Origin of the sequence: Serratia sp. NPDC078593, assembly GCF_050268245.1 — a bacterium.
GTDB lineage: Bacteria > Pseudomonadota > Gammaproteobacteria > Enterobacterales > Enterobacteriaceae > JBNNGK01.
In genome coordinates, this window is the sequence record NZ_JBNNGK010000003.1 from 78676 (window position 1) to 101402 (window position 22727).

Annotated in this window: 21 protein-coding genes, 2 tRNA genes and 1 pseudogene; 16 read left to right on the forward strand and 8 right to left on the reverse strand. The window is 46.7% G+C overall.

Annotated features, from left to right (window positions below; all coding sequences use genetic code 11):
* Window positions 1-32: 32 nt before the first annotated feature.
* A complete protein-coding gene (locus ACQKDS_RS04430) occupies window positions 33-203 on the reverse strand; it encodes a hypothetical protein (RefSeq protein ID WP_399666887.1) in 171 nt (56 codons plus the stop codon).
* Window positions 204-450: 247 nt separating this feature from the next.
* Here ACQKDS_RS04430 and ACQKDS_RS04435 point away from each other — a divergent pair, with 247 nt between their 5' ends.
* Complete coding sequence (locus tag ACQKDS_RS04435; protein ID WP_399666884.1) at window positions 451-1560, forward strand: SDR family oxidoreductase; 1110 nt, start codon at window positions 451-453, stop codon at window positions 1558-1560.
* Window positions 1561-1565: 5 nt separating this feature from the next.
* Here the strand turns inward: ACQKDS_RS04435 and ACQKDS_RS04440 are convergent, their stop codons facing one another.
* Window positions 1566-2312, reverse strand: a complete 747-nt coding sequence (locus ACQKDS_RS04440) for a helix-turn-helix transcriptional regulator (RefSeq protein ID WP_399666881.1) — start codon at window positions 2310-2312, stop codon at window positions 1566-1568.
* Window positions 2313-2488: 176 nt separating this feature from the next.
* On the opposite strand from ACQKDS_RS04440, the gene ACQKDS_RS04445 reads away from it, so the two are divergent.
* Window positions 2489-3256 (forward strand): N-acetylmuramoyl-L-alanine amidase, encoded by a 768-nt coding sequence (locus ACQKDS_RS04445; RefSeq protein ID WP_399666878.1) that lies wholly within the window; start codon window positions 2489-2491, stop codon window positions 3254-3256.
* A 173-nt stretch (window positions 3257-3429) separates the two neighbouring features.
* Window positions 3430-3747: a PTS system regulator TmaR gene (gene tmaR / locus ACQKDS_RS04450; protein ID WP_399666875.1), complete on the forward strand. Its 318-nt coding sequence runs from the start codon at window positions 3430-3432 to the stop codon at window positions 3745-3747.
* 104 nt (window positions 3748-3851) lie between these two features.
* Here the strand turns inward: tmaR and ACQKDS_RS04455 are convergent.
* A tRNA-Asn gene (locus tag ACQKDS_RS04455) sits at window positions 3852-3927 on the reverse strand.
* A 415-nt stretch (window positions 3928-4342) separates the two neighbouring features.
* Here ACQKDS_RS04455 and ACQKDS_RS04460 point away from each other — a divergent pair.
* Together ACQKDS_RS04460 and ACQKDS_RS04465 are read left to right on the forward strand one after the other, a co-directional pair.
* Window positions 4343-4750 (forward strand): hypothetical protein, encoded by a 408-nt coding sequence (locus ACQKDS_RS04460; protein WP_399666872.1) that lies wholly within the window; start codon window positions 4343-4345, stop codon window positions 4748-4750.
* A gap of 313 nt (window positions 4751-5063) precedes the next feature.
* Window positions 5064-6251, forward strand: a complete 1188-nt coding sequence (locus ACQKDS_RS04465) for a sugar transporter (protein ID WP_399666869.1) — start codon at window positions 5064-5066, stop codon at window positions 6249-6251.
* A 62-nt stretch (window positions 6252-6313) separates the two neighbouring features.
* On the opposite strand, the gene ACQKDS_RS04470 is transcribed toward ACQKDS_RS04465, so the two are convergent.
* A complete protein-coding gene (locus ACQKDS_RS04470; RefSeq protein WP_399666866.1) occupies window positions 6314-7774 on the reverse strand; it encodes an AMP nucleosidase in 1461 nt (486 codons plus the stop codon).
* A gap of 248 nt (window positions 7775-8022) precedes the next feature.
* The gene (locus ACQKDS_RS04475; protein WP_399666863.1) at window positions 8023-8916 is read right to left on the reverse strand and encodes a LysR substrate-binding domain-containing protein; all 894 of its coding nucleotides are present in this window, start codon (window positions 8914-8916) and stop codon (window positions 8023-8025) included.
* Window positions 8917-9048: 132 nt separating this feature from the next.
* On the opposite strand from ACQKDS_RS04475, the gene ACQKDS_RS04480 reads away from it, so the two are divergent.
* The 6 genes from ACQKDS_RS04480 (at window position 9049) to ACQKDS_RS04505 (ending at window position 16428) form a co-directional block, all read left to right on the forward strand.
* The gene (locus ACQKDS_RS04480; RefSeq protein ID WP_399666860.1) at window positions 9049-9651 is read left to right on the forward strand and encodes a hypothetical protein; all 603 of its coding nucleotides are present in this window, start codon (window positions 9049-9051) and stop codon (window positions 9649-9651) included.
* A gap of 135 nt (window positions 9652-9786) precedes the next feature.
* Complete coding sequence (locus ACQKDS_RS04485; RefSeq protein WP_399667101.1) at window positions 9787-11049, forward strand: DUF2254 domain-containing protein; 1263 nt, start codon at window positions 9787-9789, stop codon at window positions 11047-11049.
* 751 nt (window positions 11050-11800) lie between these two features.
* Entirely contained in the window at window positions 11801-13051 is a 1251-nt protein-coding gene (locus ACQKDS_RS04490) for a multidrug effflux MFS transporter (RefSeq protein ID WP_399666857.1), read from the forward strand.
* Complete coding sequence (locus tag ACQKDS_RS04495; RefSeq protein ID WP_399667098.1) at window positions 13044-15296, forward strand: ATP-binding cassette domain-containing protein; 2253 nt, start codon at window positions 13044-13046, stop codon at window positions 15294-15296. The genes ACQKDS_RS04490 and ACQKDS_RS04495 overlap by 8 nt, the downstream gene beginning before the upstream one ends.
* A gap of 77 nt (window positions 15297-15373) precedes the next feature.
* On the forward strand, window positions 15374-15751 hold the full coding sequence (locus tag ACQKDS_RS04500) for a nuclear transport factor 2 family protein (RefSeq protein WP_399666854.1): 378 nt from the start codon (window positions 15374-15376) through the stop codon (window positions 15749-15751).
* 191 nt (window positions 15752-15942) lie between these two features.
* A complete protein-coding gene (locus tag ACQKDS_RS04505) occupies window positions 15943-16428 on the forward strand; it encodes a MarR family transcriptional regulator (RefSeq protein WP_399666852.1) in 486 nt (161 codons plus the stop codon).
* Between the two features lie 577 nt (window positions 16429-17005).
* Here the strand turns inward: ACQKDS_RS04505 and ACQKDS_RS04510 are convergent.
* A pseudogene (locus ACQKDS_RS04510) lies at window positions 17006-17704 on the reverse strand (hypothetical protein).
* Between the two features lie 705 nt (window positions 17705-18409).
* Here ACQKDS_RS04510 and ACQKDS_RS04515 point away from each other — a divergent pair.
* The 5 genes from ACQKDS_RS04515 to ACQKDS_RS04535 all read left to right on the forward strand — a co-directional run bounded on the left by ACQKDS_RS04515 (window position 18410) and on the right by ACQKDS_RS04535 (window position 21097).
* Complete coding sequence (locus ACQKDS_RS04515) at window positions 18410-18625, forward strand: hypothetical protein (RefSeq protein ID WP_399666849.1); 216 nt, start codon at window positions 18410-18412, stop codon at window positions 18623-18625.
* Between the two features lie 126 nt (window positions 18626-18751).
* Complete coding sequence (locus ACQKDS_RS04520; protein WP_399666846.1) at window positions 18752-19021, forward strand: hypothetical protein; 270 nt, start codon at window positions 18752-18754, stop codon at window positions 19019-19021.
* A gap of 41 nt (window positions 19022-19062) precedes the next feature.
* Window positions 19063-19239: a hypothetical protein gene (locus ACQKDS_RS04525; protein WP_427673873.1), complete on the forward strand. Its 177-nt coding sequence runs from the start codon at window positions 19063-19065 to the stop codon at window positions 19237-19239.
* Complete coding sequence (locus tag ACQKDS_RS04530) at window positions 19239-20843, forward strand: S-type pyocin domain-containing protein (RefSeq protein WP_399666843.1); 1605 nt, start codon at window positions 19239-19241, stop codon at window positions 20841-20843. The genes ACQKDS_RS04525 and ACQKDS_RS04530 overlap by 1 nt, the downstream gene beginning before the upstream one ends.
* Window positions 20844-20851: 8 nt before the next feature.
* Entirely contained in the window at window positions 20852-21097 is a 246-nt protein-coding gene (locus ACQKDS_RS04535; protein WP_399666840.1) for a colicin E3-like toxin immunity protein, read from the forward strand.
* A gap of 346 nt (window positions 21098-21443) precedes the next feature.
* Here ACQKDS_RS04535 and ACQKDS_RS04540 read toward each other — a convergent pair.
* Window positions 21444-21519, reverse strand: a tRNA-Asn gene (locus tag ACQKDS_RS04540).
* Between the two features lie 483 nt (window positions 21520-22002).
* A complete protein-coding gene (gene dpiA, locus ACQKDS_RS04545; RefSeq protein WP_399666837.1) occupies window positions 22003-22689 on the reverse strand; it encodes a two-component response regulator DpiA in 687 nt (228 codons plus the stop codon).
* Window positions 22690-22727 lie beyond the last annotated feature (38 nt).

Genomic DNA, 22727 nt, shown 5'->3' on the forward strand with positions numbered 1-22727 from the left:
TGCATTCTCACTGAAATGCGCGCAATACCGCATCATGCTGGGGAGTGACGCGTTGGGTTGGCCTCTGCTTTGCTTATCTGCTCGCTGGATGGGGCTGAATGCGATGGGTGTTTTTTTAACATGCTCATCGTCGCGATAATCCCTGACCAGAAGAGCAGGCAAAATAAAAATACGCCTAACCAGACTTTGCGATGATAACTCATGGTCGTTCCTAAAAGAGAGATGAAATAACGCAACAATTAAAACAGAAACAATATCAATCGCGGTTCAACGTAAGCCATTTAACGCTAATGTTGTTCTGTGCTGCGTTAGCGGGAGTTTGAGTCGCTCAGCCGATGTCGTTAACGTATATTTAAGTTTGGTTTACTATTGCATTGGCTCTATTGACAGAACGTTTAATTTTATCCGCCTACAATCCACCTCATTCGATGACCTTGTGGATAAGTTATAATGAAAACGTTACTACTGACGGGTGCTACCGGCTTTCTGGGTGGTGCAGTGCTTGAGAAGTTATTGATAGAAAATCAGAAGATTAATTATTTATTGCTGGTCAGGGCTGATAATGTAGAGCAGGGCTTGCAGCGTATTCAAATGAATATGTCCAAGTTTAATCTTGATGCGAATTTATTGAAAAATATTACTCAAGAAAATATATTGCTAGGAGACTTATCTGAGCCGGACGGTTTTCTATCAGATATAAGAATTAACACCGTGACGCATGTGATTAACTGCGCTGCGGTCGCCTCTTTTGGCAATAACCCACTTATTTGGAAAGTCAACGTAGAAGGAACGCTGGCCTTTGCAAAAAGAATGGCACAGGTCGACGGTTTGCAACGTTTTTTACATGTGGGTACTGCCATGTCTTGTGCGCCAGAGCCGGGCACGCTAGTCGCCGAAAGTGGTGAGTTTGAGCAGGATGCAGAACATTTGGTTGAGTACACGCGTTCAAAATCGACCATTGAGCAGTTAATGCGTCAGCAATTACCCCAGTTGCCGTTGATTATTGCCCGGCCATCGATTGTGGTTGGCCATACTCGCCTTGGCTGCCAGCCCTCGAGCAGTATTTTCTGGGTGTTCAGCATGGCGCTAATGCTACGTAAATTCATGTGTTCATTGCAGGACAATATTGATGTCATTCCCGTAGATTACTGTGCGGATGCGTTAGTGATGTTGTTACACGGTGATGCGCTGGAAAATGATGTCTATCATATCTCAGCCGGTGAGGAGAGCAGCGTCAGCTTTGCTGATATCGACTGTGCTATGGCAGACGCGTTAGATACCGCTCCAGTTGGCGACCATTACGCACAGGTCAGTTATGATGCGCTGGTGAAAATGCGTCGTCAGTTGAAGGATATATTCGGCCCATGCAATGAGCGCTTAATGTTGAAGGCAATGCGCCTGTACGGTTCGTTCGCCATGCTGAATGTGCGCTTTAGTAACGAAAAGCTCCTTAAGCTGGGGATGCCAAAACCACCACGCTTTACCGATTATATTGCGCGTTGCGTACAATCTACCCACGGTTTGTCCATTCCACAGCAAATGGTGGTGGATTTTAAATAAGGGCCTTACCAAGACGAAGAAGACCAGAAAACGCGGCCAAGTATCACCAGTTGGTCTTTGCGCTGCTGATAGCTGAGGTATTCGTCTTGGTACTCATCGCGGTTGAGCGAACGAATGGTGACGCCACCGTCTGGCTGCTCGATCAAAATTTTTACGCGCAGTAGATTGCCGTGACGAATGGCGTAGGTTTTCCCTTCGCGGATGCGTGTGTCGTCGGTATTGATACCGACCACATCACCGTCTTGCAGTCGGGGCTCCATGCTCGAACCGGAAATGCGGATAATACGTGCCGCATTGACCGGTACGCCCATTTTATGCAGATAATAGCGGCGGAAGATCAGTGAAAACTCTTCCCGATCGATCATTTCGCAGCAGCCGTCGCCGGCGGAAAAATCAATATCCAGCAAGGCTATTTCCACAAACTCTTCTTTGTCTTGGGGCGTATCTTCCCACACTACCGGTTTCAGCCGTGCGGGTTGAAAATCGGATTCTGGCGCGACGTCATCGAACGGCTTCTTTAGCTTTTTTTCATGAAAAACGTCAAACCAGCCTTTGGGCAAGTTGAGCTTGGCTTCTATCCGCCGGGCAAGATTATCACCAAGATTGCGCGAGGATTTGTCACCGATGATTTGGCTTAACGTGGGCGCGGAAGAGTCAACCAAGGTTGCAAACTCGGTTTGATTAACGCCGTTACGCGCGTAGTGTGCCATCAGGTCGCGCAAATTATTGCGCCTTATCTCTTTCGTTTCCATTGCCGAATGATCTCATTGTTTAGCAATAAGGCAAATAGTATTTTTGCTAAATAATTGACTTTGAATTTAGCAAAAAGCTAAAAATACAAGATGGAGATGATACATCACGTTCGCTTCGCTTATCATGACGATGAGAGAATATTATGGGACAGTCAACGCAACAGAGGGAGTAGGCGATGTTCACTATTGATTACAACAGCTACCGCTCGGTAGCCAGCTTTAACCGCCGTGTGCGTTTTTTGGTGTTGCACTATACCGCGCAAAATTTTGCTGACTCTGTCACCTCGCTTACGGGATCTGGCGTCAGTGCGCACTATTTAGTACCCGATCCCACGGAGAAAACCTATCTGGATGCCGGATTTAAGCAACTGCGGATCTTTAACTTGGTTGATGAAAACGAGCGAGCCTGGCACGCCGGCGTCAGCCAGTGGGGAGGGCGCACCAACCTCAATGACACGGCAATTGGGATTGAAATCGTTAATCTGGCGAGCGGAGACGGCGAAGACATCACCTTCCCACCGTTTCAGTCGCAGCAGATCGATGCGGTTATCCAACTTACCCGTAATATTTTGCAGCGTTACCCGGATATTTCCCCGGTTAATGTGGTCGCGCACTCGGATATTGCACCGGGGCGTAAAAGCGATCCGGGCCCCGCATTCCCGTGGCTTCAGCTCTATCAGGCGGGCGTTGGAGCGTGGTATGACGCCGAGACGCAGCATCGTCACCACCAATATTACCGTTGCCACGGTTTGCCGGAACGCTCGACGTTATTATCGCTGTTCGCCAAATATGGCTACGACATCACCTCGGCAGAGTCGGATGAAGGCTATCGCCAACTGGTGCGGAGTTTCCAGTTACATTTCCGTCAGCAACAATATGATGGCGTGATGGATGCTGAAACGGCGGCGACGTTACAGGCGCTGGTTGATAAATACGCGAGTTAGAAGGTGAATAGGGGGTGAGATCATGAAGCGAGCGCTTCAGGTTTTTTTCGGGGTGCTAAAGTGGGTAAGATAGCGCTATAGAGAGTTGTGCCACACGGCCCTAAGCCTGTATTTTGGTGTTATGCTAGACGCAACCATATGAATCTGTGTATTACTAAAGCAAGGGTATGAAGATGGATAATGCAAATAAGCCGAGTTTCCAGGACGTGCTGGAGTTTGTGCGTATGTTTCGTCGTAAAAATAAGTTGCAGCGTGAAATCGTCGATAACGAAAAGAAAATTCGTGACAACCAAAAGCGCGTGTTATTGCTGGACAACCTGAGCGAATACATTAAGCCGGGTATGAGCATCGAAGACATTCAGGCGATCATCGCCAACATGCGCAGTGACTACGAAGATCGTGTTGATGATTACATCATCAAAAACGCCGATCTGTCTAAAGAGCGTCGTGATTTATCCAAAAAACTGAAAGCCATGGGTGAAGTGAAGTAACCTGCTTTCACCAGCAGCAAGAACGGTAACCCGGGCTTGCTGCTGCGTAGTTGGATCCATAACAAAAAACCCGCTTAAGTTGCCTTAAGCGGGTTTTTTAAATTTGGCTCCTCTGACTGGACTCGAACCAGTGACATACGGATTAACAGTCCGCCGTTCTACCGACTGAACTACAGAGGAATCGTGTGAACGGGGCGCATATTAGCGAGAGGCGGGTTGTTTGTCAAAGCCGATAATCAATAAAATGCGCGATTGCTGGTGGAATGAACACTCTGTTGGCTTTTTGCACGGTAAAGCACAATGCGAACCATGGCGCATGAGCAACCGAGCGCGTATTGGCTCTGGGCAGAGCTTAGCGAAATACGAAAGTAACATTTCATTGATCGTACACAAGATATATTCACTGCTGTGATATTTGTTCGGTATATTGCGCCTTTTAGATGAGAATATTCTGTGCTAGCCTAATGGGCTATTTCCTATAAATAGCCATAAATCCGAGTATTGAAACGCAGGACGTAAGTTTTTTCTTTACGACAGTCCGCCGCGTGTCAACGACCATAAAGTGCATCTTAATTTGCCTGGAGTTTTTAAATTCATGAAAAAAACAGTCGCAGTAGTAACAGTTTGTCTGTTATTGGCGGGATGTCAGAATGCTGCTAATCGTAGCAAAGCCAAGAGTGAACCGGCCGTTACGGCGAACAACGCTGCCGCGCTACAGGTTAAAGCTGAAACGGCTGGCATCGGCAATGATGAAGTTATGTACTCTTGCATCAAAGAGTTAAATGCATTGCAGCAAATTAACCCGGCTTTATATCAAACTAAAAGTTCGCAATTAAACCATATTGTGACGCAGGCCAAACTGTATATCAAAGTGCGCGAGAGCGTGAGCACGGATACCAGTAAAATTATGGATGCAGCCTATCAATATCGTATTGCCAAAATCTGTAATGAAGTGCGTACCGATTTAACCAATTCTTTGGTTGAGCGCGTAGAAAAAAGCTAAAGGGTGGCGAATTATTCGTAATGCGGGTTTCGTTGGCCAATGCCGCAGCGATGCGCTGGCAACGAATCCACACTGTGGGTGAGTAGGCTCGTATTGAGCGGGATGATGTAACCCCGTCAGCTGCGCTATTTAGTTTGAAGCCAGCAGGGCGTCATCCCGATCGGGCAAGAATTGCTGGCGTTCGGCAACGATGCGTTTCAATGTCGTGTTCACAGCAGGAATACCAATAAAAATGTGATGTAGTTCGCATTATTGTTTGGCGTTGGATAAAATATCTTCATTGCCCCCCCACCTGTTTTTGGATTTGTTCACCATGGACGACATATCACCTTCCCGCCGTACCGCTTGGCTGCGCGTTGTCGTGCTCGCCGTTTCTGCCTTTATTTTTAATACCACTGAGTTTGCACCGGTCGGTTTGCTGAGTGATATAGCCCGAAGCTTCGAGATGCAAAGCGAGCAGGTTGGTTTGATCATTACCATCTACGCTTGGATCGTGGCGGCAGCGTCGTTGATTTGCATGCTGCTGACCAGCAAGATTGAACGCCGCGCGTTGTTGATTGGCGTATTTATCTTGTTTATTGCCAGTCATGTACTGACCGCCGTGGCATGGGATTTCACTACACTGGTGGTTTCACGCATTGGTGTGGCATTAGCACATTCGGTGTTTTGGTCGATCACCGCATCTTTAGCCATCCGCGTTGCTCCTGCGGGCAAAAAAGCACAGGCATTGAGCATGTTGGCTGGTGGCACCGCATTAGCGATGGTGCTGGGTTTGCCGCTTGGCCGCGTGGTGGGGCAATGGCTGGGTTGGCGAATGACGTTTATCGGTATCGCTGTCGTCGCGACGTTGGCGCTGGTGATGCTATGGCGTTTGTTACCGGTACTAAAAAGCGAGCACTCTGGCTCTTTAGCCAGCGTACCCATGTTGCTTAAGCGCCCCGCGCTGGTCAGTTTGTATATGCTGACCGTGATGGTGGTGACCGCGCATTTCACCGCTTATAGCTATATTGAGCCCTTCATTCAGACGATTGCCGGGCTGAGTAATAACTTCACTACGTTAATGCTGTTGTTGTTTGGCGCGGCAGGCATTTTTGGCAGCCTGTTGTTCAGCCGTTATAGCGAACGATTCCCGTCGGGGGTGTTTATCTGCGCGATTGCTATTCTGGCTTTGTGTCTATTACTGCTGTTGCCCGTCGCGGGCGGTGAAGTTACCCTGACCTTGTTGTGTGCATGTTGGGGCATGGCGATGATGGTGATTGGGTTGTCGATGCAGGCCAATGTATTAAGCCAGGCGCCAGACGCAACCGACGTCGCCATGTCGATTTATTCTGGTTTATATAATTTAGGCATTGGTGCCGGCGCCCTGTTGGGGAATCAGGTCAGTTTACATCTGGGCATGTCGAACATTGGCTTTGTTGGCGCGCTGTTGGCAATGATTGCACTGGGCGGATGTGTACTGAGCTTTTACCGCAGAGAACGGTTACAGCATCACAGCGCTTAACATGGCGAGCCGGAAAGCTTAAGGCGCAGCAGCAGGCTGCGCCTTAAGGTTAACCGCAATGGTTAGCGGAACGGGGGCTCATTGAACGCGCGGAGTTTGCGCGAGTGCAGGCGTTCACCTTCGGCGCGCAGTAAATCAATAGCGCGAATACCAATTTGCAGATGCTCTGAAATGGCACCTTCGTAAAAACGGTTGGCTTGGCCGGGCAACTTGATTTCACCGTGCAGCGGTTTGTCCGAGACGCACAATAATGTGCCGTAGGGGACGCGGAAGCGGTAACCTTGCGCGGCAATGGTGGCGCTTTCCATATCCACGGCGACGGCGCGGCTGAGATTGAAACGTAACGCCGAGGCGGCATAACGTAATTCCCAATTTCGATCGTCGGTCGTGACGACCGTACCGGTGCGTAAACGCTGTTTTACTTCTTCTCCCGGCATGCCGCTCACCTGCTTGGTGGCGTCATACAGCGCGCGCTGCACCTCAGCGATACTGGGGATCGGGATATCCGGTGGTAGTACCGCATCCAGCACGTGATCATCGCGCAAATAGGCGTGTGCCAGCACGTAATCACCAATTGACTGGCTTTCACGTAGCCCACCGCAGTGACCAATCATTAACCAGACGTTCGGTCTAAGTACCGCCAAGTGATCGCAGATGGTTTTGGCGTTAGAAGGCCCAACGCCAATATTGATCAGCGTGATCCCCTGACCGTTGGCGCCGATCAGGTGATAGGCGGGCATTTGGTGGTTTTTCCACGCCAGATCGGAAACCGCCTGTTCCGGGTTTTCGGTTTCGGCGGTGATATAGATGCCGCCAGCGCAAGACAAAGCCTGATAGGGGCTGGCAGGATCGGCGATTTCACGGCAGGCCCAACTGACAAACTCGTCAACATAGCGGGTGTAGTTGGTAAATAACACAAACGGCTGAAAATGTTCGATCGGAGTGCCAGTGTAGTGGCGCAGACGGGCCAATGAGAAATCAACGCGCAGTGCATCAAAATGTGACAGCGGGAAGTTATCGGTGGCGTTGAACAGGCCGTCGGCGGTTTCATCGCCAATCTGAGCCAGTTCGGTGGTCGGGAAATGGTGCGCCAGCCCGGCGCTCATCGACCGATCTAATGAAAGATTCGATCCATCAATGACATACGGATAAGGAATTTCTAAACCTGAGGGGACTACCTCAATATTTGCACCGTATTCGTCTTGCAGCAGCGCCAGTTGGTCAGCTAGGTAATGGCGGAACAATTCAGGGCGGGTGATGGTGGTGGTGTAGCACCCAGCATGAGTAAAGCGACCATAGGCGCGGGTCTTATTCTCGCTTGGGGCGGTGCCGTCCCAACAGACACGCAGTTCAGGATAAACGAATAACCCCTCAGCACGCGCGTTGACGTCTGGCAGCGAACCGCGCTCAATGAATGTTTCTATCGCGGTGCGCAGCGCGTTAACCGCGTCGTTGTACATCACGTCCAGTTGATCCAACGCCTGCGCCGCGGTCAGTTTGGTGCCTGTTTCATTGTTTGTCATAACGCCTCTTATGCTTGGCCATTCACGGTGTTGGGTATGTTATAAAAATAGCCTATTATCAATATATTACAACACTATTTCAGTGCTCGATTCTTGCCGCATTGTTGGCGTTCGTCGCTTTCGTTAGTCCGTTTCTGCGTACGGGTTAATCGAACCATGTTAAAGCCCGCCGGAAACACATGAAGCGGGTTTTAACGGCTGTAGGTTGCTCTTCGTCAATAAGGCCATACGCCTTGGTAAACGGGGCGCTAATCTGACGACGCCATCTGTTGTAGCAACCATTCACGTAATATCACGCAATCCTCACGTTCGGCGGTTTTTTCGCTGGTAACCCAATAATAATTCGCGCCCGGCAGGGAGAATTCAAACGGCGCGACTAACACCCCGCGTTGCAACAAATCGCGTGCCAACAGTTGGCTCGCCACCACAACCCCTTGCCCGGCGACAGCGGCTTGCAGGGCATGCGTTTCATCGCTAAAACGCAGACCGGCATGCACATTCAATCCTGGCGGTCCGTAGCACCGTTGCCAATGTGGCCAATCGGGGGAATCGGCCGGGACGTGGCGATGCTCTACGTGAAACAGCGTGACGTCGTGCAAATCCTCCAACTGCCTAATGCCTAGCGCAGGGCTGGCAACCAGAATGAACCGGTCTTGATACAGTAAGGTACAGGGGAGATCGTCCTCAGGGGTTTCGCGGTAGCGTATGGCAGCGTCCACGGTGGGTTGCGTCAAATCGACACGATCAACGCTGGTGTGCAGGCGTAAATCAATGTGCGGAAATTGCGTTTTGAAATCAGCCAGACGCGGTACCAGCCAGTGAGTCAGAAAATTTGAGGTGGTGGTGAGCGTGAGCGACGGGGGCAGATTGGCACGGGCGATTTGCGCAGTCGCCTCCTCCAGTGCGGTAAAAGCGCGCTGTGTTGCAGCATAAAGCGTATGGCCTGCAGCGGTCAGGCTCACCCCTTGCGCATTACGCTGGCAAACCGGGCATTCCAGCAGGGTTTCTAACAACCGTATTTGATGGCTAATGGCGGTGGCGCTGACGCCAAGCTGTTCGGCAGCGCGCTTGAAACTCAGACAACTGGCAACGGCATGAAAGGCGCGCAGTGAACCGAGCGGCGGTAATCGTGATGTTCTCATGCTGAGTTTTTCTCATCTATGGATGAAAACTATGACTTTGATTTGCTTGTTACCCGATAGGTACACTGATTTTAGTCTCACTGGAAAGTGATTTTATTTCATCTTGGTTGTGATTGTACAGCGGGAGTCATTATGCGTTTATCATCTGAGTTCTATCCCAATGATGCGGCACAACAGCCGCGCTTGATTGCTGCTGGTCTTTTTTTCAGCGGGTTAGCGGCACAAGGGGGGCTGCTGGCGCAGTTATTCGGCTGGGAAGCATTGCCGTACGGCCTGAGTTTGCTGTTGGTATTCACGGTTACCTTTGCGTTGGGGGCCGGTGTCATGCATTGGCGACGCAGGGGATTACAGGCACCGTTGGCTGGCTTATGCCCGGGTTTTGTGTTGAATGCCGCAGGTCTGCTGCTGCTTATTTTGATGTTACATGCGCAGCGTGATGGATGGGCGTTATTCCTCGCCATCACCCTCAGCGGCATCGGGCAGGGCATCGTGTATTATGCGTTGCTGCATCCACTGGGTGAGCGGCGCAAGTTGAAGCCAGTGAGCGTAGTGGCTTACAGTTTGCTTGCGGTGTTCACGGTAGTATTAGTGCTGCTGATTGAGGATGTGATGACGGGGAGGGGAGGGCGTGACTTTGCGCTTGCTTTGCTGGTCGATATGGCGTTATTTGGCGCATTATTGATTCGAATCGCCCAGTGCGATTTACAAGGAGAAGCCTTCAATCAAGACAATTGAGCGGTACATTCATTAATCCGTTCAATATTTTCCTCCGATACCCAAGATATCTGTAAAAGCGGCTTGAGGCGATGCCACAAATTCGGTCTTATCTTCTATACTGCTCTGCATATCATGATCGGACAAGGACAGTGAATAATGTCAAAGTGGCATTGGCTATTGAGCCAGTTAACGCGCAAATTGTGGTTCCGCACCTGTTTATTCGCGGTGTTGGCCGTGCTTTCAGCCTTGGTCTCGATAGTTTTTAAACCGTTTATTCCCCCCAGTCTCGGTGGCATGGTCGGTGCGGATGCTGTCGATAATATCCTGAATATTCTGGCATCCAGTATGTTAGCCGTGACTACCTTCTCTCTGAATATTATGGTTTCAGCTTACAGTTCGGCAACGACCAGTGTGACCCCGCGAGCGACCCGTTTAGTCATGGAAGACAGCACCACGCAGAATGTGCTGGCGACGTTTATTGGCTCCTTCTTATTCAGTCTGGTCGGTATTATCGCGTTGAGTATGGGGGCGTATGGCGATCGCGGCCGCGTCGTGTTGTTTGTGGTGACGCTGGCAGTGATCGGGGTGATTATCATTACACTGCTGCGCTGGATCCAACATCTTTCTTTGTTAGGTCGGGTTGGGGAAACGACAGCGCGGGTGGAAGAAGCCACGCGCAGCGCCTTGGTTAGCAGAGTCAGCACCCCGTATCTTGGCGGCAAACCTTGGCTCACCGATCTCACTCCCCCTGAAGATGCCAAACCGGTGTATCCCGAGAAAATTGGTTATATCCAGCATATTGATATGACAATGCTGGATGACTATGCGCAAGAAATTAACGGTGAAATTTACTTACAATGCCAAACGGGAGCTTTCGTGCATTCAGCGCAGGCGGTGGCTTGGATCGTGGCAGCGCATAGCGAGATGGCTAGCACTAAAGTTATGGATGCCATCACCATCAGCGCTGAGCGTTCATTTGATCAAGATCCGCGTTTTGGTTTGGCGGTATTAGCTGAAGTTGCCTCCAGAGCCTTGTCCCCAGCCGTTAATGACCCCGGCACCGCCATTGATGTGATTGGCCGAGCGGTAAGGCTCTTAGCCATTTGGGGCGAGCAGGCGCCAGAGCAGTACGACATTATTTATAACCAAATCTATGTGAAACCGATTCTTACGGCCGATCTGTTCGATGATATTTTTAATCCTATCGCCCGCGACGGCGCGGCGCTGATTGAAGTGCAATTGCGCTTATTAAAAGCATTACAGGCACTGCATCAGATAAACCCAGAGGTTTTTGCCCCCGATGTGGCGCGATATATCTCAACCGTTCAAAACTGGGCGCAGGTGCAGATGGTATCGCCGCATGATCATGCCAAGCTTAAAGAGTGGGTAAATCAGTCGGGTCTGTTACGTATTTGAATCGTATTATTAGTCGGTAGTATGCCTGCAACCCTCATTGCTAGATTGCTAGTAAAAAATGATGATGACTATCGTGTTGCAGAGCCCGTATTTTCAAAAAGGTCTTCATAACCCAATCTTTTAGCCATGCTATGAACGTATAGATTTGACGGGTAACACGATGTCGGCATTATCATTTTAGTTTTCATATACAGTCAGTAGCGCCGTTTTTATCGTTATTGAAGACAGACTTGCCTCTGTAAGCTTGGCGCTATGTGTGTGTTTGCATTACGTTATTATGTACTCTCAACACTTCAATGTTGACTCTTTGGTCGTCGGAATGGATTGTTGTTCGACCACCAGTCTCAACCTTACGGTAATGCACATCCATAATCGTTGTTATTGGTTTCCTTTTGTAAATCGCTTTTGGCGTTTTGTTACCATTACGCCCACTTGGAAGCACGCACGTCTATTTGCTATGAACACGTTAAGAAAAAGCCTCTCACATCACCGCTAGCGCCGTTTCGATACCCTTTCTATCTTAAATGATTAGGTAAGTTTACATTGCTGATTACCTGATGAATATTACATTTTAGCAAATATAAATAATCAAAAATCGAGATAATACCTTTTTTTTAAATTAAGTTATTGTATTTGATTGTTAAAAATAACATCCGCACTTTTAGTGGGTGAAATATTGATTTCTTTTTTGCAATTAAATTAATCAATAGTATAGTGAGTGAGGTTCGCAAATAACAAAAGAGTTGTGACGATGATGAGAGCAACCCCACATCAAGATTCTGATGTCGCCCTGCCTGAAATTGACGAGCATACTGGCTCCTTACCCCATAAAGTGGTGATGATTCTTGGCCTGCTGAGCGCTATAGCGGCATTGTCGACAGATATGTACCTTCCTCTCTTTCCCGCCATCGCGAAAGCATTGAATACCACGCCTGTTGGTATGCAACTTAGCCTCACGGCATTCATGGGAGGATTGGCGATAGGGCAACTGATCATCGGCCCGTGTTCGGATCGTTATGGGCGGCGTAAATTGTTGTTAGGCGGAATGGCTTTATTAACGTTGGCATCAATGGCGTGCGCGTTGTCACCGAATATTCAGGCGCTTGTCGTGGCCCGTTTCTTCCAGGGGCTGGGCGGTGCGGCAGGTATTGTTCTGACGAGGACAATAATAGCCGATCTCTGTCCCGGTAATCGGGCCGCGCATTACTTTAATTTGGTTCTGGCGATACAAGGCATCGCGCCAATCGTTGCTCCGCTGATGGGCGGGGGAGCCGCTTACTTCCCTTGGCCGGTGGTTTTTGTCTTTATGGCCATCATCGCCTTGCTAACCACATTGTTAAGTTACTTTTTTATCGATGAGAGCCTACCTGTCGCTCAGCGAGTGATTTTCAGTACATCTGGATTTACAAACCAGTTCTCTTCCTTGATGAGAAACCGATCTTATATTAGCTATACAATGATATTTGCAGCACAGTTCGGCGCGCTGTTTGCTTATATATCCGCATCGCCATTTATTTATCAATCGCTTTTCGGTTTTTCGGCGAAAGAGTTTTCAGTCATCTTTTCAATTAATGCCGCCATTATGATGGTTAGCAGCATAGTGAGTGCCAAATATGTGATGAGGTTTGGGGCGAAGCGCCTTGTGCAAATGGGGGTTATTGGAACGTTGGTGATTTCGCTGCTATTGCTTTGCGCAAGTTTTGTTCCTCAGTTTCAGCGTGATATGACACTTGTTTTAGTGTTTGGTTTGATGTTTACCATGGCTTTTGTTTTTGGTAATGCGGCAAGCTTGGCATTGTCGTCGGCCTCTTCTTTAAGAGGAACCGGTTCTGCGGTTATGGGGGCGATGCAGTTCGGGGCTGCTGCTATTACGCCTCCATTGGTAGGGCTTGGGAGCTCCATGTCATTATTTCCGATGTCAGCGGTATTAACGGGATGCTCTTTGCTTGCGGTGCTGGCGTTATTATTGACTGGCGTAAAGAAAGGAGTGCGTGATGAGTGAAGGCCGGGATGAAAAAATAAAAATTATTGGTGCGCGGAAAAATAATCTCAGTATCGACGTGCCTAAAAGAAAGATAACGGTTTTTACGGGTGTTTCCGGCTCTGGAAAAAGCTCATTGGTGTTTGGCACCATTGCGGCTGAATCCCAGCGCCAGCTAAATGATACTTTTCCGCCTTTTATTCGCCACCGCTTGCCTCACTACGGTCAGCCTGACGTTGATGAAATAGCTAATCTCTCGGTTGCGATTATCATTGACCAAAAACGGATAGGGGGTAACGCACGTTCCACCGTGGGAACGGCGTCAGACATTTATACTTTGCTGCGGCTTTTATTTTCACGCGTAGGAAAGCCGTTCGTGGGGTACTCCAATATATTTTCGTTCAATCACCCCTTGGGAATGTGCCCAAGCTGCGATGGAATAGGTATGGCCAGCGCAATCGATCTCGACAAATTGATTGATCAAAACCGTTCGCTTAATGAAGGGGCTATTTGTTATTCGACCTTTTCGCCGGGAACCTGGCGATGGAAACGTTATGTTTATTCGGGACTTTTCAACCCCGATAAAAAAATAGCCGACTATACCGATAAAGAGAAAGAGTTACTGCTCTACGCCAATAACATCACCCCACGCTCGCCTTCACCTAATTGGCCCAAGAGTGCAAAATTTGAAGGTGTGATTACGCGTTTCACGCGAAGTTACCTGAAACAAGAAAGTAAAGAGCTGAAGAGCGATGAATTTAAACAGGTTGTCACAATGAAAACCTGCCCAGAGTGCCATGGTATGCGCCTGAATGCCAAAATACTTTCTTGTAAAATAGAGGGTAAAAGCATCGGCGAATGCGTAATGATGCCTATCAATGAATTGAAGGTATTGCTTGAAAAACTCTCTTTCCCTTCGGTAAAGCCGTTGCTTGTCGCGCTGGGGGAACGGTTGGACGCGATGTGTGCTGTAGGATTGGGATATCTTGACTTAAATCGCGCCACCCCAAGTTTGTCCGGCGGCGAATCGCAACGGTTAAAAATGGTCAGGCACCTTGGCAGCAGCCTGACCGGGATATCTTATATTATTGATGAACCCAGTACTGGGTTGCATCCGGCAGATATTGCTAGGCTGAATTCATTGATAAAAAAATTACGTGACAAAGGCAATACCATACTGATGGTGGAGCACGATCCGGATATGATCGCGATAGCCGAGCACGTTATCGATTTAGGCCCTGGTGCTGGCACCGAAGGGGGGAATATCGTTTTTCAAGGTGATTTAGTCGCTCTGAAGAAGTCAAACACCGTAACGGGAAAATATTTTTCTTGTCGGGCGCAGATCAATTCTCATCCGAGAAAGCCGAAAGGCCATATCTCCATTAAACATGCCACGTTGCATAATTTGCAGGATTTATCCGTTGATGTACCGCTAAATGTAATGGTCGCCGTCACGGGGGTGGCAGGATCCGGAAAAAGCTCTTTGGTGATGGGCGTCTTGGCCCCACGTTTCCCCAATGCGATTGTCATCGATCAAAAACCGATACATACCTCAATTCGTTCACATATCGCTTCCTGGAGTGGTGCGTTCGCTATTATTCGCGAGCTGTTTGCGCATGCAAATCATGTGAACGCTTCTTGGTTTAGCGCTAATGCAAAAGGTGCTTGTCCTGAATGCAAGGGGTTGGGGGTGATTCAAACCGATCTGGCTTTTATGGATACCGTCACACTGCCGTGCGACGCCTGTCGGGGGCTGCGCTATAACCCTAAAGCGTTGCAATATCGGTTTCATGGAAAAAGTATTGCCGACGTTTTATGTATGCCAATCAAAGAGGCTGCCGATTTTCTCAGCGGGGAACCGCAGTTGATACCTATTTTTACCAGTCTGGTAGATGTTGGTTTGGGATATTTGCGCTTAGGAGAGTCGCTTAATCATCTTTCTGGTGGTGAATGCCAACGGCTCAAATTGGCATCACACCTGAATAATGGCAGCACTGTCTATATTTTCGATGAGCCAACGACTGGCCTGCACCCAAGCGATGTCGCCTCTCTGCTTAAGGTATTCAATCGGTTGGTTGATCAAGGCAATTCGGTGATCATTATTGAACACAATATGGAGTTGATTGCTCAAGCCGACTGGGTTATCGATATCGGTCCTTATGCGGGGCGAGATGGGGGGAAACTGCTGTTTAGCGGCACGCCGGCCTCAATGCTTTCCTGCCAGGATTCACTGACGGCGGAATGGCTGCGCAAACATTGCCAATGACAGTCGGAATAACAGAGGGCAGGACAGCCAGCCTGGGCTGGCAATAATGTGATGCATGGCATTATTATCCTTTCGGATTGTCCCGTTATATTTCTGCTGTGATGGACAAGTCAGCTGAAGCGTTGTCGTCACTGTTTGACGAAAAAGGGCAGTTGGTATTGCCTTTTCGTCGCAGTAGAGACGTTATCGTAGGGCGTGAAAATATTTATCAGCATTACGCCAGCGGTTTCAGCGTTGCACCATTACGTTTTACTTCAATAGATGAGGTCTGTTTTCATTATACTAAAAGCATCCATGTTGCAGTGGTTGAGTATCGGTTACATGGTCAGACATTACCCGAACAAAAGAAGTTTGTTTTATCATATATTAATGTCATTAGAGGCGATAAAGGTGAAATTATTGAGTTAATAGACTATGAGGATGTTTTAAATAGAGAGGCGATTTTTTCTTCCTGATGCTTATCTTTTCTTATCTATTTGATATGGGTAATTTCAGGGCTTTAGAGGGTATATAAAATTCAATACTGGTGCTATTGCTAAATTTTTTGTTTTATAGTAATTTATTCACGCATTAAATTATTTGTCTTGATGTATTTTTATTAATTATCATCTTTATTTTAGCGTTGTCGAGGTCATCAGGGGAAAATATGGGAATAAATAAAACAACGGAAGATACACAAAATAAAGAAATGTCATGGCACAAGCATTTCGAAGATGCGCTAGGCAACTTACAGTGTGTGCTTGTCGCACGGCGAACACTGATGAACCCCGATGGGGTTACCTGGCCTCAATACGACACGCTGTATATCTTGCATCAGTTGCAGCCAATGACGCCTAGTGCCATTGGTGATAAGTTGGGTTTTGCTCGTAGTAAGATGTCGAAAATTCTAAGAGCATTAAAAGATACCGGGTTCGTTGAACAAATGTCTGGCGAAAACGATAAGCGTGAGATGCTGACAAAGCTGACAGAAAAAGGCGTTAATTTTTTGAATGAAGCTGAGTCTGCTCGGCACTCAATGGCTAGGCAGGTTGCTTCGTGTATGTCACCAGGGGAAATTGCGATATTTACCGAGTTATGCATGAAAGCGGCTCACGTCCTGGACCAAGACATTAAGGATGGTAAAGAGAAATAATCCATAGAGCATTTAATGAACAATAGTGTATCAGCGATACTCACAATAAGTTAAACCTTATTAAGAGTCTGGTAATGCGTGGTTTTACATTGCAGTTGCTGTTTTTTTTCCAAGATTAATATAATTTTATAGTGCAAGTATCTGGTTTTGGAAACCAAGATTAGGTAATGTAATGCATAGGATTAACAGCACCCAAGAGCTTGTAAATTATTCTGTGTAACTGCCAACCTATTAAAGACCATCGTTTAGACTGTCATCGAATTCGATAATAAAACGACTCATTCTAACTGCCAGTGCTGGATTGGTGTATTCTATTTTTTCGACGTAGTCTGGATCGCCAGATAAATCACTTTGCGCAGTGAGTCAGCTGTTTAATGGATCGCAAAATTAGGGGGCTGGGACCACTTTTCCTAAGCTGTGCCACGTGCGGATAATATCACAAACCAAATCACTGTTATCTGTTTTTACTTTCCTCATATATACCTTATAAATAAAATAGTGGAGATATTTATATTGCGAGATATAGCGTAATTGTAAACAGGGTAAGGTATTAAAAATAGTAATCTGTGGGTGAAAACTAAATGCTTTTTTCTTCATCAATTTCTTCAGGATAATCAATAAACAAGCTGTCTTCTGAAACAGAGCCCCAGTCAATATCTTTATTGGGCGCAGAAAGGAAAGATTTGTCATCTTCTTATCGATTGTTTTTTCCTTGTTGTTTGTACATATCGTATCTTTATAAACGGTGACAAATATGTCCTCTGTGCCCTCGCTGGAAGTCCTTAGTGACTTTTTAACATATTCCTTCCGTGTTTCATTTAATGTTCTGTACTGGCCTTTCGGGAAAAGATTGGCGTTTATCATGGTATGTTTCCCTTCTTGAATCAGAATACTTTTATTGATAAATTTCTTCCAGCATTTACATACGTTAGATTTACTCATACCAAGCTCTTCGGCGAGAGCCGATTGAGATATACTGGCTATCAGATTCCCATGCTGCATGAGTTTACATAAACGGATCATTATTGTGTATTCAGCACCAGACATATTCTTTCCGAGCTTTTCAAGATTATCGACAAAGGCATGAACATAGGCGATACCCGGCTGTATGTCAGAACTACGTTCTTTTTTAATATTTACTGTTATTTTACCTTTTTGGTTTCTGTTATAAAAACTGTAAATTTCCAGTTTCCGTTTATCTGTGAAATGATTTCTGTTTATATAACCCCACTTCTTCACTGCTGGAGGTTATTATTGTATTGTAATCAATGCTTATGGTTTTTCCTTTTTATTATTGTTGCTTTCCTTATATTTAATGCAGTATGAAAATAAATATGAAAAAGAGAAATAATAAATTTTTGCGAAATAGTGTCCACTTCTTAGCGATGGTTTTAACTGTCAAAAGTCTCCATAGAAGAAATTTTAATTTCTGTACAGGGAATTTTTTCCGTGAAATCTATTTTAAATATAAAAAGTTACGCTTCCTGTATGCTATAGTATGTTTAATAACCTTAACGGGGAATGTGCTGATTAAATGACACTGTTTGATTTCCTGTTGTATTTTTACTTTATATTATAGACAGCAAGTGATTGTTTTCGACAATCACTAAGTGCTGCTGTAGATATTGTTTTCCTATAAATTTAAGAATAAATGCTATATGTAGAAAGAAGGATATTGTAATCAGAGAAAAGATTATTTTCGCATTTATAATTAAGTAATGGAAAATGCGTTAGTCATTAAATCCCATTTGAGATCAGCGTCAGGGCGTAGCCATGCGGCAGCACATGAGCGTTAGCTCATAAGATAAAAGTATTATTCAAAAAATAATGATAAACAGAAAATAAACCGGTTCTGAAAAGTAAGTTAAATTTTATTTTCTTAAACAGGAAATGGTATTTATCTATATAAAAACAAGGAGAAACATGCAATGAAAACTATAAAAAAATAATAATCTTTAAAGCAAAAGAAAACATTCCCTTTATGGCTTGTTTAATCACCAATATGGAAGAAAATGAAAATGGAATAAAACTTATTCTTGAAAATGGTGAAAATATCTGTATTAAAGATTACGGCTATTATTTCCTGCACGAGACCACAGACGATTTGGACAGGGAACGAATGGTAAACAGCTACAGAAGGTTAGCTTCCGAACTCGGACAACTGAGCGAAGAAACAGTAAAATCATTACTGCCCTGATCAGAATACGCCATCATTGTTCCGGGGCTTGTTTTTGTAACCGAATGATAAACATCTCTTTTAAGTCAAATTACAAATCGGTTAGTATTGCATCAACTTAACCACAAAAATGACAAGGAAAAGGAAATGTATCGTCAATACAACAATGAACTGACCCCGGAACTGCTGGCAACAATGGATCAATCACCGTTTACGGCGGAACAACTGGTAGGAATGAATGATGAAACGCGATCGCTCATCTCTGACCAGCAGGAATATTGCCGCCAGCATCCTGTTAATGCCATATACCGTATTGTAGTGGATGGCAGCTTTACCAGAGAGGGTGGAACAGTTCGTGCAGCATACAACGGAAAGAAATCGAACTTTCAGACGGCAGGAAAGTTAATGTTGCTTTAGTCGGTGATGACGTTGTTTACCCTGATGGGAGAACGTCGAAAATTGTAACAGGTACGGGTAAAATGAGTGAGGTAAATGGTCGCGGTGTAGCGCTGGTCAACAGTCGTCTGGATAACGGAGATGAGATTATTAGCACTCTGTGCAATGGTCCGATGATTGTAGGTCGTGAAGGAGAAAAGATGCCGGAGGATTTCCTGTCATCCTGTGAGGTGGGGTAATGGGTCATCGATCTGATTGTTATGGACGAGGGACAGCACTGAAGGGTGATAAAACAACCACGGGTGCTGAATGTATCGCCTCAATGTCTAATGATACTGAACATGGGCGAAGAGTTGTTCGTGTTGGGGATAAAACAACCCCATGCCCTAAATGTGGTGAGGCAGGGGTTATCGTATCCGGTGAACCCCGTGATACTAATAATGGAAAAATAGCGGCGGTTGATGGTTCAATCGTGCGCTGTGCCTGTCCGTCATGGTCTAACTGGATTATTGCGCCAGCAGGACAATGGGTTGGCAGAGGCCCGGATCCTTCTATTGCAGCCCTTGCGGCATTGGTTGCTGAACGTAAGGTCGCAGAAGAAGTAAGAACTAAACAACTGGCTGAAGAACGTGATCGTAATCGTGTCTTTGCCAAATCCTGCCTTCGTGGTGAGGGCTGTAATGATGCCGGGGAAGAGCAGGAACCCCACACCAATTTTGCTTCAATGGCATTTTATCATGCCGTTCAACCTGCCGACCCTGCATCGGATAATGATGTGGTCCAGTACGCTCAGACTGCCAAGAAAAAGAAACCTGCAGAAGCGATCCCAAAACCGAAAAAACGAAGCGTCCTGTATAAATGGTGGTTTGGTAATCATGAGGAAGTCGAATACCAGCGGGCAACAGCCGCAGCTACAAGTGCTGCTAACGCCCAGACGGCTGTTGAAGGTGCCAGCGTTCTTGGGTTGGTAGGTGGAAGTGCCATCACATCAGGAACATGGGCGGTAAAACTTGGGGAAATGGCAACCGGACTCGGAAGAATAGCCGCCAGCGGTCCCGGTGCTCCCATCGCCGCAGTCGTAATGGGAATGATGCCCGGAAGACTCAATGACGGTGAGCAGGACTTTATTGACCGGATGCGTCTGGAACAGATGCGTGAAGCGCCAAGCCGTGTGCGTTATACATGGGAGCAGGACGATAAGGGTAATCCGGTTGCTCATGGCTGGCACACTCCACCGGGTAAAGATATGGTGCGTGTGCGCAAAATGGAGTGGGACAGCAGCCGAAAAGCGTATACGTTCACTACAGAGGAAGATCCGCGTATTACCATTATCTGGACGCCCGACAGTTCAGGTGTCAATGTTCCTTCAAATACAGGTAACCAGAATCCTGTAAGGATACCGAACCCGGTAGTTGTTGATCCGTTGCCGGAAGATACCAGTATTGAGGCTACAACCACTCCGGCACCGGAAGAAAAAAATTTTGCGGATTATATTCTTGTTCTGCCAATATCGGATATTCCGCCGATTTATGTATATCTTAGTCAGGGACGTTCAGGTATTCCTGATAAAGATCATGATTATCATCCAGCCCCGGAAACTAGTGAAATTGGTATTTCAGGTCTCAGACAGGCTAAGAAAAAAACACCTAAGCAAGGTGGCGGTGGACTTAGAGAGCGCTGGGTTGATGCTAAAGGTAGGAGGATTTACGAATGGGATTCTCAGCACGGTGAGCTTGAGGAATACAGGGCAAGTGATGGTGAGCATTTAGGGTCTGTAGATTATAAAACAGGTGAGCAGTTAAAACCTGCAGTTAAAGGCCGAAATATTAAAAGATACCTTTGAGGTGAAAGATGGGACTGAAATTAACATTAGAATGGTTTGATAAAATAGATGAAATCTTGATCAATAAAGAGACCTCTGCAGATTTAGGTCAGGATGGAACTCTAATCAAAAAATTTAATTTGCCATTTGATGGAAGAATATATGACGGTGGATTCGATGTATTAAGTTCGTGGAAGAAAGATTTACAACCATTATTTTCACACCACATTGATTTCGATAAATATGACTACCAGCTAGTATTTAAACGAGATTAATAAAACAATATACGTTTTCGAGACTGTAAACGAGATTGTGTAATTGCTTTTTTTTGATGTGTTCACTCCAACAACAGGGACAGGCAATTACATAATTTAAATTACAGTCTCGCCGCCAATTCTGAATTGGCAATACACCACCTCTTCGATGCCGACTCGATCGCCAGATAAATCACTTTTCGCACTGTAGTGGATCAGTAATTCAGGGCAGTATGAAAACCAGAGCCTTGCCTAAGCTACCCCTCGCGTGGATAACATCACAAACAGCCTCTTCCACACAATCGGCCGTCAAAACAGACTGAATGCAAAAACCCGCTTAAGTTGCCTTAAGCGGGTTTTCTAAATTTGGCTCCTCTGACTGGACTCGAACCAGTGACATACGGATTAACAGTCCACCGTTCTACCGACTGAACTACAGAGGAATCGTGTGAACGGGAAGAATCATAACGGCCTGTCGTTGGCATGTCAAAGGGCGTTTATGCATTCTGTGATTGTTTGCTTATAGAATGTGCAATTGCTTGAGTTTTTTACAGATTTATCTGTGTTTTGTACACTTTAAGTGCGGTCGACAACGATATTGCCCGGCATGCAATAAATATCCGTGATAGATGCCCAGTCTGCGTGCGTCCTTTTCCTATTGGCAATTGGCCAGATGTACACAACCAAGCTTTTCTTACGCGCTTGGGGGATACCAGCCCATGTCAATATCAACTTACCTGTTGTCATATGGCATGGTGAGGAACATCACCCGATGTGCCCGAGTGCGGCCATCACTCATTTTTAATGTGGCGAAGGGAAGCATGCCACCAAGGTATCGCCGCAAGCCGGATGAATATAATCAGCTGACCACAATCACGAAACGTAAGTACTTGCGTGCCACGATGCAGAATCGATCAAATGAGGGGTTATTCCTCGATCGGTGCGCGATAGGTTCGCTGCGGCCGGCCGACTTTGCCGTAAATAATCTCGGCGATCAATTGCTGATGCGTAGTACAGAACTCCAAATAGCGGCGTGCGGTGGTGCGGCTTAGGCCAATCTGTTGCGCCACGCTTTCGGCGGTATGGCGTGCGCCAGCATCGCTAAACAGCTCACGCACTTTACGCAAGGTTAACTCATCAATACCGACGGGTAACGAAGCCTGTTGTTCACTACGTGCATAGGTATTGAACATCTCATCAATGCGACGCTGGTTTACGCGGGCATTATCTTTTAACGCTTTGCGGCGTTGGCTGAAACGTTGGAGAGTTTGTGTCAGGCGATCATAGGCTAGCGGTTTAATTAAGTAGTCGAATACGCCATAGCGTAGCGCTTCGGCCACGGTGTCCATGTCGCTGGCAGCGGTAATAAAGACAATCCCACCGGGATAACCTTGCAGCGTCAGTTCACGCAACAGTTCAATACCGCGGCCGTCAGGCAAAAAGTTATCCAGCAGGATCAGGTCGGGTTTAAAGCGTGTGGTCATCATCCGCGCCTGTGAGAGATCCCCCGCCAGCCAAATCTGGCGGCAACCGCCGTTTTGCTTAATGAACTCGGCATGCATCTCTGCCAGCGGTGTTTCATCTTCAACAATTAAGATATTAAGCCATTCCATTGTTCCTCCCGTGGGAAAAAACGACCGATTAACGCAAT

Excerpts from the sequence above, each read along its gene's own strand:
- ACQKDS_RS04495 (WP_399667098.1), top strand. The coding sequence starts at position 13,044 with ATGAGTGAAGGCCGGGATGAAAAAATAAAAATTATTGGTGCGCGGAAA.
- ACQKDS_RS04520 (WP_399666846.1), top strand. The coding sequence starts at position 18,752 with ATGTATCGTCAATACAACAATGAACTGACCCCGGAACTGCTGGCAACA.
- ACQKDS_RS04465 (WP_399666869.1), top strand. The coding sequence starts at position 5,064 with ATGGACGACATATCACCTTCCCGCCGTACCGCTTGGCTGCGCGTTGTC.
- ACQKDS_RS04480 (WP_399666860.1), top strand. The coding sequence starts at position 9,049 with ATGCGTTTATCATCTGAGTTCTATCCCAATGATGCGGCACAACAGCCG.
- dpiA (WP_399666837.1), bottom strand. The coding sequence starts at position 22,689 with ATGGAATGGCTTAATATCTTAATTGTTGAAGATGAAACACCGCTGGCA.
- ACQKDS_RS04535 (WP_399666840.1), top strand. The coding sequence starts at position 20,852 with ATGGGACTGAAATTAACATTAGAATGGTTTGATAAAATAGATGAAATC.
- tmaR (WP_399666875.1), top strand. The coding sequence starts at position 3,430 with ATGGATAATGCAAATAAGCCGAGTTTCCAGGACGTGCTGGAGTTTGTG.
- ACQKDS_RS04460 (WP_399666872.1), top strand. The coding sequence starts at position 4,343 with ATGAAAAAAACAGTCGCAGTAGTAACAGTTTGTCTGTTATTGGCGGGA.
- ACQKDS_RS04475 (WP_399666863.1), bottom strand. The coding sequence starts at position 8,916 with ATGAGAACATCACGATTACCGCCGCTCGGTTCACTGCGCGCCTTTCAT.
- ACQKDS_RS04505 (WP_399666852.1), top strand. The coding sequence starts at position 15,943 with ATGGGAATAAATAAAACAACGGAAGATACACAAAATAAAGAAATGTCA.
- ACQKDS_RS04445 (WP_399666878.1), top strand. The coding sequence starts at position 2,489 with ATGTTCACTATTGATTACAACAGCTACCGCTCGGTAGCCAGCTTTAAC.
- ACQKDS_RS04515 (WP_399666849.1), top strand. The coding sequence starts at position 18,410 with ATGGCTTGTTTAATCACCAATATGGAAGAAAATGAAAATGGAATAAAA.
- ACQKDS_RS04490 (WP_399666857.1), top strand. The coding sequence starts at position 11,801 with ATGATGAGAGCAACCCCACATCAAGATTCTGATGTCGCCCTGCCTGAA.
- ACQKDS_RS04530 (WP_399666843.1), top strand. The coding sequence starts at position 19,239 with ATGGGTCATCGATCTGATTGTTATGGACGAGGGACAGCACTGAAGGGT.
- ACQKDS_RS04470 (WP_399666866.1), bottom strand. The coding sequence starts at position 7,774 with ATGACAAACAATGAAACAGGCACCAAACTGACCGCGGCGCAGGCGTTG.
- ACQKDS_RS04430 (WP_399666887.1), bottom strand. The coding sequence starts at position 203 with ATGAGTTATCATCGCAAAGTCTGGTTAGGCGTATTTTTATTTTGCCTG.
- ACQKDS_RS04440 (WP_399666881.1), bottom strand. The coding sequence starts at position 2,312 with ATGGAAACGAAAGAGATAAGGCGCAATAATTTGCGCGACCTGATGGCA.
- ACQKDS_RS04435 (WP_399666884.1), top strand. The coding sequence starts at position 451 with ATGAAAACGTTACTACTGACGGGTGCTACCGGCTTTCTGGGTGGTGCA.